At 57.9% G+C, this 9,999-nt stretch carries 7 protein-coding genes; 1 reads left to right on the top strand and 6 read right to left on the bottom strand.

The window, feature by feature from the left end:
- Positions 1 to 345: 345 nt before the first annotated feature.
- Genes M017_RS0119525 through pyrR form a run of 3 tightly spaced genes read right to left on the bottom strand, consistent with a single transcriptional unit; the run spans position 346 to position 3,086 of the window.
- On the bottom strand, positions 346 to 1,623 hold the full coding sequence (locus tag M017_RS0119525) for a dihydroorotase (RefSeq protein WP_031499841.1): 1,278 nt from the start codon (positions 1,621 to 1,623) through the stop codon (positions 346 to 348).
- The gene (locus M017_RS0119520) at positions 1,624 to 2,535 is read right to left on the bottom strand and encodes an aspartate carbamoyltransferase catalytic subunit (RefSeq protein ID WP_031499840.1); all 912 of its coding nucleotides are present in this window, start codon (positions 2,533 to 2,535) and stop codon (positions 1,624 to 1,626) included.
- Between the two features lie 2 nt (positions 2,536 to 2,537).
- Entirely contained in the window at positions 2,538 to 3,086 is a 549-nt protein-coding gene (gene pyrR / locus M017_RS0119515; RefSeq protein ID WP_031499839.1) for a bifunctional pyr operon transcriptional regulator/uracil phosphoribosyltransferase PyrR, read from the bottom strand.
- Positions 3,087 to 3,113: 27 nt separating this feature from the next.
- On the opposite strand from pyrR, the gene M017_RS0119510 reads away from it, so the two are divergent.
- On the top strand, positions 3,114 to 4,571 hold the full coding sequence (locus M017_RS0119510) for a serine hydrolase (protein WP_080507953.1): 1,458 nt from the start codon (positions 3,114 to 3,116) through the stop codon (positions 4,569 to 4,571).
- On the opposite strand, the gene M017_RS0119505 is transcribed toward M017_RS0119510, so the two are convergent.
- The 3 genes from M017_RS0119505 to M017_RS0119495 are packed head-to-tail and all read right to left on the bottom strand — an operon-like array spanning position 4,537 to position 9,977.
- Positions 4,537 to 7,578 (bottom strand): efflux RND transporter permease subunit, encoded by a 3,042-nt coding sequence (locus M017_RS0119505; RefSeq protein WP_051670522.1) that lies wholly within the window; start codon positions 7,576 to 7,578, stop codon positions 4,537 to 4,539. The genes M017_RS0119510 and M017_RS0119505 overlap by 35 nt on opposite strands.
- A 3-nt stretch (positions 7,579 to 7,581) precedes the next feature.
- Complete coding sequence (locus M017_RS0119500; protein WP_031499836.1) at positions 7,582 to 8,757, bottom strand: efflux RND transporter periplasmic adaptor subunit; 1,176 nt, start codon at positions 8,755 to 8,757, stop codon at positions 7,582 to 7,584.
- Positions 8,754 to 9,977 carry a TolC family protein gene (locus M017_RS0119495; RefSeq protein WP_155121503.1) on the bottom strand — a complete coding sequence of 408 codons (1,224 nt, stop codon included), beginning with the start codon at positions 9,975 to 9,977 and terminating at the stop codon, positions 8,754 to 8,756. Before M017_RS0119495 ends, M017_RS0119500 begins: the two co-directional genes overlap by 4 nt.
- Between the last annotated feature and the right edge of the window lie 22 nt (positions 9,978 to 9,999).

Here is a 9,999-nt window from a genome sequence, read left to right as displayed (position 1 = left end):
TGTTTTCAAGCGGCCTCGAGTTTCCAACCCGAGCTGAAGGCCAGGTTCTCGGAGTATTATTCGCTGACGGTGATACCTGCGGCGAAACGGGAGAAAATCTCAAAGTCCGTCACACGCGATTTCTCGATAGCTTGCGGCAGGATGCGGACGAGGCCGTTGCACTCGCAGAGAGGCTGAGCCCGGCTCAGTTCGAGAAATCGGTTCGCGACGGCTTACTCCCTGTCGGTCCTTACTCCCGGGAGACCACCGCAAATTCAAATGCCACCATCCGAGGGCAATTGATTGCGACGAATGGTGGCTTAGTACTTGAGTATAAACAGTGGCTGAAACAGTGGCGTGATTCGATCAAGCCTGCCAGATCAGCTCACCAGAAACTATCGTCCCGACGGCCCGCCCTCTAAAAACCTTCCCATCGAATGGGGAATTTCGCGACTTCGAGGCGGACTTATTGACGTCATAAGTCCACTTTGATTCCAGATCCAACAGCGTGACATCCGCAGGCAAGCCCGGCGTGAGCGCGCCTCGGTTCAGTTTAAGAATCCCTGCGGGACCCGTCGTGAAGAGTTCAATCATCCGCTCGATTGTGATGTGTCCGGGGTGGACCAGGCATTCCAAAGAAAGACCGATCGCAGTTTCCAGCCCGAGAATCCCGAAGGGGCAACGCTCAAACTCCTGCATCTTGTCCGTAACGCTGTGCGGGGCGTGATCGGTCGCAATGGCGTCAATGTAGCCGGCCTTAATGCCCTCAATCATGGCCGCAACGTCGTGCGAGCAACGGATGGGCGGCTTCATTTTGTAGTTGGAGTCATAGGGCGTGATCTCCAGATCATGAATCGCAAAATGATGAGGCGTCACTTCGCAGGTGACGCGCAGTCCACGGCGCTTTGCTTCCGCCACCATGGCAATTGCGTTGGTCGTGGACAGATGGGCAACGTGAAAGCGAGCCCCGGTAACTTCTGCGAGCAGAATGTCGCGGGCAACCATGACATCCTCGGAACAGGCGGGAATGCCGCGCAAACCATAGCGCAGTGAGGCCAGGCCTTCGTGCATGTCGCCACCGGCCGACAGATTCAGATCCTCACAATGATCGATCACCGGAATGTCGAAGCTGGCTGCAATTTCCATGGCGCGGCGCATCACGCGCGAGTTCATCACGGGGCGGCCGTCATCAGAGATGGCAACAGTACCGGCGGCCTGCATCGCGCCAATCGAAGCTAGTTCTTCGCCTGCGCTGCCTTTTGTAATCGCGCCAATGGGAAAGACATTGACCTTCGCCACTTGCTTGGCTCGCTCAATGATATAGCGCGTCAGATGAGCGGTATCGTTCACCGGACTGGTATTCGGCATGCAGCAGACGCTGGTAAAGCCGCCAGCAGCCGCAGCCTTGGAGCCGGATTCAATCGTCTCGGAACTTTCAAAACCCGGTTCGCGAAGATGCACGTGCATGTCGATAAAACCAGGAGCCACGATCAGGCCCGTTGCATCGAACTCTTCGGCTCCGCGCGACGGGAGATTCTCCCCTACCCCGCGGACGATGCCATTGGCCAGAAGAACGTCGGCAACGCGATCGATACGATTCGCAGGGTCGATCACCCTTCCATTGCGAATGAGAAGCTTTGCCATTTACTGCAATACCCTTTCGAGGACTGCCATGCGGACGGCAATGCCGTTCTCCACCTGGCTCAGGATCACGGAACGCGAGGAGTCAGCGACTTCCGTAGAAATTTCTCGCCCGCGGTTCATCGGGCCCGGATGCATCACGATCGCATCCGGCTTGGCGAGCGCCAGATTCTCGGCACGCAACCCGTAGAATCGCGAATACTCGCCGGCAGGAAAATTCGTTTCGTTCTGCCGCTCGAGCTGCACCCGCAGCATCATGATGATGTCTGTATCACGAAGCGCCTGCTTGATGTCGTGCGTAATCGAGACACCAGGAGCAATGTGCTTCAGATCCTGCGGCACCAGCGGCGCAGGCCCGCAAAGGACAATGTCAACGCCGAACTTCGACAAGAGGTGGATATTTGATCGTGCCACCCGGCTGTGCAGGATGTCTCCAATGATCGCCACACGCAGCCCTTCGAGAGACGCACGGTTGTCAAGAATCGTACGCGCGTCGAGCAATGCCTGTGTTGGATGTTCATGCTGGCCGTCGCCGGCATTGATGATCGGGATCGTGGGCAGGTGGCGGGCGAGGAAGTGAGGCGCTCCTGAGGCCGCGTGGCGCATCACAATCGCATCCGGCTTCATCGCGCTCAAAGTACTCACCGTATCGAGAAGAGTTTCGCCCTTCGACACACTGGAACCCTGCGCGCTAATGGAGATCGCATCTGCACCCAGACGCTTGGCTGCAATCTCAAAACTGATGCGGGTCCGGGTAGACGCTTCAAAGAAGAGATTGACGACAAGGCGGCCGTCGAGCAAATCCAGACGTTTGTCCCGTTGGGTTTGGAGCGGTTGGAAGTCTACGGCACGAGTGAGAAGAGACTCAATCTCCGCGCGGTCCAGGGCCTCGATGTCGAGGAGGCCTTTTGTCATGGTTATACCTTTTCGACGAGCAAAATTTTTTCCATCCCGTCGATCTCATTCAGTTTCACTTCGATGATCTCATTCGAGGTTGTCGGCACATTGCGCCCAACATATCGCGCATCGATCGGCAATTCACGGTGACCGCGGTCAATCAGACACAGCAACTGCACCCGGGCCGGGCGGCCATGATCGAACAGAGCGTCGAGCGCTGAACGCACCGTTCGGCCGGTGTACAGCACGTCGTCGGTCAGAACAATATCGAGACCGTTGATGTCAAAATTGATTTCGGTGGCGTTAATCACCGGTTTTGCCCCGACGGTGGTGAGATCGTCACGATAGAGATTGATATCAAGAATGCCAACCGGCACATCGGTCTTTTCCAGCTCAGAAATCTTCCTGGCCAGACGTTGCGCAATCGGCACGCCGCGGCGGCGGATACCAACAAAGGCGAGTTTGGTGAGATCGTCGGACTTCTCGAGAATTTCGTGTGCGAGGCGGACCAAAGTACGATCCATCTCGGAGGCCGACATGAGTTGGGCTTTTTCGCGAGTCGCGCTCATGATTTTCTCCAAGCTAACATAGGCGGAATGATACGACTGCTTTTCTTTTTCCTGCCTGTGCTAGTGCTGTCGTCGGAACCGGATTCTCCCCGCATTCAGACGCTGGTGGAGCAGGCCCGGGTGGCCTGGAAAGTTCCGGGCGTAGGAATCGCAATCGTGAAGGGAGACCAAACCCTCTATCTCGCCGGACATGGGCTTCGCGAACTGGGAAAGCCAGAACCGCTGACAGAACATTCTCTCTTCCAGATCGCCTCGACCACAAAAGCCTTCACCACAACGGCGATTGCGATGCTGGTCGATGACGGAAAGATGGCCTGGGACGATCCCGTACGGCAGCATCTCGACTTCTTTCGTCTGGCCGATCCACACGCCGACCAACTGGTCACCATTCGCGACCTCTTGACACATCGCACAGGACTGCCCCGCCACGACACGCTTTGGATTCGGACCGGGTTCACCCGTGAAGACCTGATCCGCCGGATGGCCTTTGCCAAGCCGAGTGCGCCCTTTCGCAGTCTGTATCAATACCAGAATCTGATGTTCACAAGCGCCGGCGAAGCACTTGGGAGAGCCAGCGGCCGCAGTTGGGACGCGTTTTTAAAGGAACGGATCTTCACGCCCCTCAAAATGACCGATTCGCTCACCGCCTATGACGAGATCATCCGGAGCAAGGATCGCGCCATGCCGCATTCCAAGGAAAGGACCGGCACCTGGGGCAATTACGACAACATCGGTGGCGCGGGGTGCATCGCATCCAGTGCCAGTGACCTCTCCCATTGGCTGCGCATGCAGCTGGCCGGAGGGGTCTACGAGGGCCAGCGGATCGTCAGCGAGAAGAACCTGAGCGAAACGCATCTGCCCAGCATGGCCAATCGTCTCTCTCCGGCCACCAGGGAACTGCAGCCCGAGTACACCCAGACCAGCTACGGCATGGGTTGGGTGATCAATCACTATCGCGGCGAGATGCTCGTGATGCATGCCGGGAGCCTGAGTGGCTTTCGCGCACTGGTGACGATGGTGCCCCGGCTCAAACTCGGCTTCGTCATTCTGGCGAACGAGAATGACACCAATCTGAATGAAGCCCTCACCAATACGCTGCTCGATGAGTATCTCGACTTGCCGAAAACCCGCGATTGGAATGCACACATGCTCGCCGTCGTAAAACGGAATGAACAGAAAGAGGCGCGTGAAAAGCAAGAGCAATTGGAAGCGCGCAAGAAGGACACAAGGCCAAGTCTCCCCTTAAGCGCCTACGTCGGCCTCTACCGGGAGCCTGCCTATGGCGACGCGAAAGTCGTCTTTCAGGCCGGGAAGCTCGGCCTCGAATGGGCCGGATTCCGAGGCGAAATGGAGCACTGGCACTACGACACCTGGCGCATTAGAAACGGGGACACGCTGACGGATCAGAGGATCACCTTCTCCCTCAATGCGAAGGGCGTTCCCGAAAACCTCAGTCTTCTTGGGCAGGAGTTTTCACGGAAATAAAGAGCTGGTAGAGCACCGGCAGCAGGTAGAGCGTCAGGAGGGTGGCACTGAAAAGCCCCCCCACCACAACAGAGGCCAACGGACGCTGGACCTCTGAGCCGGGCATCGTTGAAAACGCCATCGGCAGGAAGCCAAACGCCGCCACCAGCGCGGTCATCAGCACGGGCCGCAGTCGCTGTACCGCACCCTCTTCGACGTCGCGAAGCTGATTGATCGTCGTCACCATCACGATGCCATTGAGCACTGCAACCCCGAACAGGGCAATGAAGCCGACCGCCGCGGAAAGGTTTAGATTCATCCCCCGCAGCCACAGCATTCCGATCCCACCGATTGCAGAGAAAGGCACCGCACAAAAAATCAGCAGCGACTGCGAAAGGGAACGGAAAGTCGCATATAGCAGGCTCAAGATGAGCAGCACAGACAGCGGCAGCACCAGCGCCAGACGGCGTGTGGCGCGCGCCTGATTCTCAAACTGTCCGCCCCACTCCACCGTGTAGCCGGCTGGGAACTGCACAGCTTGCTTCAACTTTGCTTGTGCATCGGCAACCACACTCCCCAGGTCGCGGCCGCGCACATTGAACTGGGTCACGATGCGCTTCATACCGTTTTCGCGCTGGATGATCTCCGCCCCGCGGCCCTCCTCAATCTTGGCGACATCCCGCAGCCACACCTGTTCCCCTGCGGGGGCTTTCACAAAAATATCTCCGATCTTTCCGATGTCTGCCCGGTAATTTGCCGGATAGCGCAACATGATCGGAAAGCGGCGCTGGCCTTCGACAAACTCCGACACCGGAATGCCGCCGCTGGTGGCATCGACAGCAGACTGCAAGTCTTCAATCGTCAGCCCATAGCGAGCCAGTGCATTGCGATCCGGAGTCACACGCATCTCAGCAACTCCCGTAATCACTTCAGTCTGCAGGTCCGCAATGCCGTTTAAACCTGTCAGCGCCTTCTCGGCCTGCGCCGCCAGCCGCTCCAGGGTCGAGGTATCTTCCCCAAAGATCTTGAGCGCGACATCGGCCTTGACGCCCGAAACGGTTTCCTCCAAACGCATCGCCATGGGCATGGTGAAGTTAAACTCCATCCCTGGCATCTCCTGGAGTGCCTTGTCCATGGCTTCGATCAGTTGCTCACGCTCGTGTGGCTTCAGCCAGCGTTTCTCCGCCTTGAGGTTCACATAGACATCGGCTTCATAGACACCCATTGCCTCAGTCGCAACATCCGGACGCCCCAGCTTCGTCGTCACACTCGCCACCTCAGGAAAACTCAGCAGAATGCGCTCCACCTGCCGGCTGGCGTCCACGGAGAGCGGAACGCTAATGCCCGGCAGTTTCTTGGTCTGGACAACGATCATGCCCTCATCAAGGCGGGGCATGAACTCGCTTCCCAGAAAGGCGATGCTTGTGAACGCACCCGAGAGGACCAGCAGTGCCAGGGCCACAGTGCCCCACCGGAAGCGAATCGCGCCACGCAGAGAACTCCGGTACATCCGTTGGATTGCCAGAAACCACGCTGGCTCTTTTTCTTCCACCTTCTTCCCCAACAGCAGGCTCGCCAACACCGGCACGGCAAAGAGCGCAAGCAGCAAAGAGCCAAAGAGCGCAGACACCACCGAGATCGCCATCGGCCGGAACATGCGGCCTTCCAGATCCTGGAGAAAGAGAATCGGAAGATACACCGCCATGATGATCAGCACGCCAAACAGGATGGGCTTCGCGACTTCCTGTGCGGATTCGCGGATCACCTCGGCCCGGGGTCTGGCGCCATGGTCGAGATGCAGGCGGCGGATGATGTTCTCCATCATCACTACGGCGCCATCGACGATCATTCCAAAGTCGATCGCCCCCAGGCTCATCAGGTTTGCGCTCACCCCCCAGAAAGCCATTCCCATAAAGCCGAACAGCATCGCAAAGGGAATCACCGAGGCGACAATCAACGCCGAGCGCAGATCTCCCAGGAAGAGAAAGAGTATGACGGAGACCAACAGCCCGGCCTCGAGCAAATTGCGTTTGACGGTCTCGATCGTAATCGCGATCACATCGCTCTGGTCGTAGAACGGCACCAGCTTGACACCTGCCGGCAGCGGCAGTGCGGTCAGACGCTTCTTCACTCTTTCGATGACGTCCTGTGAATTCTCGCCGCGCAGCATGATCGCCATGCCACAAACCGTCTCCTGCGTATTGCGCAGCACCGCACCCTGCCGCAAAGCACCTTCGACGCGGATCACAGCCACATCGGAGACCTTCACCGGCGTACCGCCGCGTTCGATCAGGACCACCTTCTCAATGTCCGACGGCGATTGAAAACGTCCCATGCCCAGCACGTTGTACTGCTCCGCCTGATGCTCAATGAAGCCACCGCCAAAATTCGCATTGCTCAAAGAGAGCCGCGACAGAACATCGCGCACGGTTAAGCCATAGCGGGCGAGCGCCTGCGGGTCCACCTCCACCGTGTATTGCTTTGAATAGCCGCCCCAGGAATTCACTTCGTTAATACCAGGCACCGTCCGCAACTGCGGACGAATCACCCAATCCTGAAAGGTCTTGCGATCCAGCAGCGACAGATCGCCGCCCTCAATCGTGTATTGGTAAATTTCACCGAAAGCGGTCGCGACAGGCCCCAGCACCGGCTCGACGCCCTGCGGCAGCCGGGAGCGCACTTCGCGCAAGCGCTCATTCAAGAGCTGCCGCGCAAAGTAACGATCGACGCTGTCATCCATCACAACCGTAATGAGCGACAGACCAAGCTTTGAGATCGAGCGCAGTTCCATCATCTTGGGAACGCCCATCAAGGCGGTCTCAATCGGATAGGTCACCAACTGTTCCACATCGCGCGGCGACATCGGGCCAGCCTCGGTGATGACCGTCACCTGATTATTCGTCAGGTCGGGAAAGGCATCGACTTGCAGGTCCGAGACAACGTAGAGTCCCGCACCCGACACGAGAACCAGCGCGATAAGAACCAGCCAGCGATTGTCGAAACAAGCCCGAATGAGTGCGGAGAGCATCGGCTACTGGATGGCCTCGCGGAGCAGTTGACTCTTCAGGAAGTAGCTGCCGTTTGAGGCAACGCGCTCGCCCTCTTTCAACCCTGTGGCGACAATCGCCTGTCCGTCCTGAATCTGTACTTCGACCACGCGAGGGAGAAACTTGCCCGATGCCGTTTCCACAAAAACGGTCTGCTTCCCCTCCACATTCTGCACGGCGGACTCGGGGATGACGATCGCCGGCACTCCAGCCACCCGCAGCCGGACCATCGTCAACATCTCCGGCTTCAACACGCCCTGGCTCTTGATCTCCGCCCGCACCATCAAGGTACGAGTGTTGGGATCGAGAGTATCGCCCAGCCGCGTGATGCGCGCCGGGAAGTTGCGGCCCGGAAAGGCGCGGACTTCTACCTCGAGATTCATCCCATTCCGCAAACTGCTCAGAGACGATTCCGGAAAATTCGCAATGCACCAGAGCGAGGAGTTGTCGGTAATCGTAAACGTCTCGTCGCCCAGATTCACGACCGCACCGGGGCTGATCTTGCGGCTCACCACCACACCGCTGGCGCTGGCCTTCACCGGAACCAGTTCCTCATCCTCATTGTGTTTGTGATCGTGCTCTTCATCCTCTTTCACGCCCGCCGAGATCTCCAAGGTCTCCTCCAGGTGTTGGATCTCCTTGTCCACGTCCGCATGGGCTTTTAGCAAGGCAGCCTCGGCAAACTTTCGATCGATGGTCGCCTGTTCCAGTTGAGACTGAGAAATGGATTTCAATTCGAGCAGCCGTCGCATGCGATCTTCATTTCGCTTGGCCTGCTCCAGAGCGCTGAAGGCCCTCGCTTTCTCGGCGTTGGCCTGGCGCAAGAGTGCTTTCGTATCGTGGACATCGTGCGTATGCATGCGGGCGAGAACCTGCTGATTTTTCACAGTGTCTCCAACACGGGAATACACATGAACAATCTTGCCCGTCGCAATCGCACCGACAGACACCGTCAAATCCTCGTTCCAGGTGAGTTTGCCCGGAGCCTCAATCACTCGATCCAGTTTGACGAGCCGCGCCGGCACCACTTCTACACTTGCGTTCTTCATCGCTGTAGGAGACAGGTCGACGGAAGAAGAGGGCGCGGCGGCGGCGGGCTTCGGCGCTTCCTTCGAGCAGCCGCAGACAAAGAGCAGAAGCAGGGCGCTAGCGTATTTCACTGTAGAACTCCGGTCACGGATTGTAAGTTCGCCTCGGCCTGACGAAGTGCGATCAAGGCATCGAGATAAAGTTGCTCGGTCTCAAATACCTGCCGTTGTGCATCGAGCAGGCGCAGCAGATCCGCTCCCCCCAACCGGTATGCAGATCGTGCGATCGTTGCCGTCTCGCGAGCCCGCCCCCGCAAGGGCTCCACCATCTGGACCAGCTGCGTCTTGCGCAACTCCAGTTCGCGCAAAGCCCCCTCATACTCTGTTTTAATCAGTGCTTCGGTTGCCACGAGCGCATTGCGCGCCAGCCGGTCTTCTGCCGTCGCACTGGCAATGTTGCCTTCGTTGCGATTGAAAAACGGGAGCGGCACTTGGAACCCCCACAGGATGGTGTCGTAATTCTTCGATCGCTTATAGCCGCCCACGCCATCGAAGTTTGGCTTGGCCAACGCCTGCTCCAGCCCCACTTGCGCGCCGGCCACCTGAATGATCTGTTTGGCGAGCAGAGCTTCTGCACGTTGCTCCAAAGCGGAAAACACAGTCATCTGCTCCACGCCACGGACACCGGTTTCAATCGGCGTATCGAGAGTGATCAAGGAAATCTCACCACGTCCCATTTCCCGCTGCAAACGAATCAGTTGCCGCTGCGTGTCGATCGTCGCTCCGTTTGCCAGAAGAAGAAGCTTCTGCTCTTCCAGTTGCACCCGCAGCAAGTCAGCCTCGGCCATCGCGCCTTCGCGCACCTGGTTCCGGTGGAATTCGGTAATCTCATCAAAGCCCGCAATCGCCGCCTGGTACATCAACTCGCGTTGCCGCGCCCCCACAGCATCCCAGTACGCCGCCCGCACCTTCGTCGCAATCACTTGCTTCTGGAGAGTGAGTTCTGTTTCCGCACGGTGTTGATTGGCAAGCGCAAGATCTTGCCTGCGAGCCCGCTTCGAGGCGGTCTCGAAGGTCTGTTGCAGATAGAAGAAATGATCGGCATCCTGCCAGAAGCGATGCCCTGGCGTGCCCCAGGTGCGAAAGTCTTCGCTCTGGTAGATCAACAGTGGGTTGGGCCGTACTCCGGCCTGCTGCAACTTCCCCATCGCCGACTCAATGCGATTCGATCCCACAGCAAGTAAGGGGTGACTGGCCAGCGCTTCACGAAGCGCTTCCTCAAGCGTGATTGATTTTGCACATGGCGAAAATGCTACTAGAGTAAATACAAAACCAGCGAGAACTTGCTTCAACTACTCCAGCGTATACCATGGA

The organism is Bryobacter aggregatus MPL3 (assembly GCF_000702445.1).
Lineage (GTDB): Bacteria > Acidobacteriota > Terriglobia > Bryobacterales > Bryobacteraceae > Bryobacter > Bryobacter aggregatus.
Note: the sequence above shows the minus strand (reverse complement) of the source record. Positions and strands in the feature narration are given on the sequence as shown.

What these genes read in the sequence shown, in the direction of transcription:
- M017_RS0119510 (WP_080507953.1), top strand. Translation starts at nt 3,114, where the DNA reads ATGATACGACTGCTTTTCTTTTTCCTGCCTGTGCTAGTGCTGTCGTCG.
- M017_RS0119520 (WP_031499840.1), bottom strand. Translation starts at nt 2,535, where the DNA reads ATGACAAAAGGCCTCCTCGACATCGAGGCCCTGGACCGCGCGGAGATT.
- M017_RS0119525 (WP_031499841.1), bottom strand. Translation starts at nt 1,623, where the DNA reads ATGGCAAAGCTTCTCATTCGCAATGGAAGGGTGATCGACCCTGCGAAT.
- pyrR (WP_031499839.1), bottom strand. Translation starts at nt 3,086, where the DNA reads ATGAGCGCGACTCGCGAAAAAGCCCAACTCATGTCGGCCTCCGAGATG.
- M017_RS0119505 (WP_051670522.1), bottom strand. Translation starts at nt 7,578, where the DNA reads ATGCTCTCCGCACTCATTCGGGCTTGTTTCGACAATCGCTGGCTGGTT.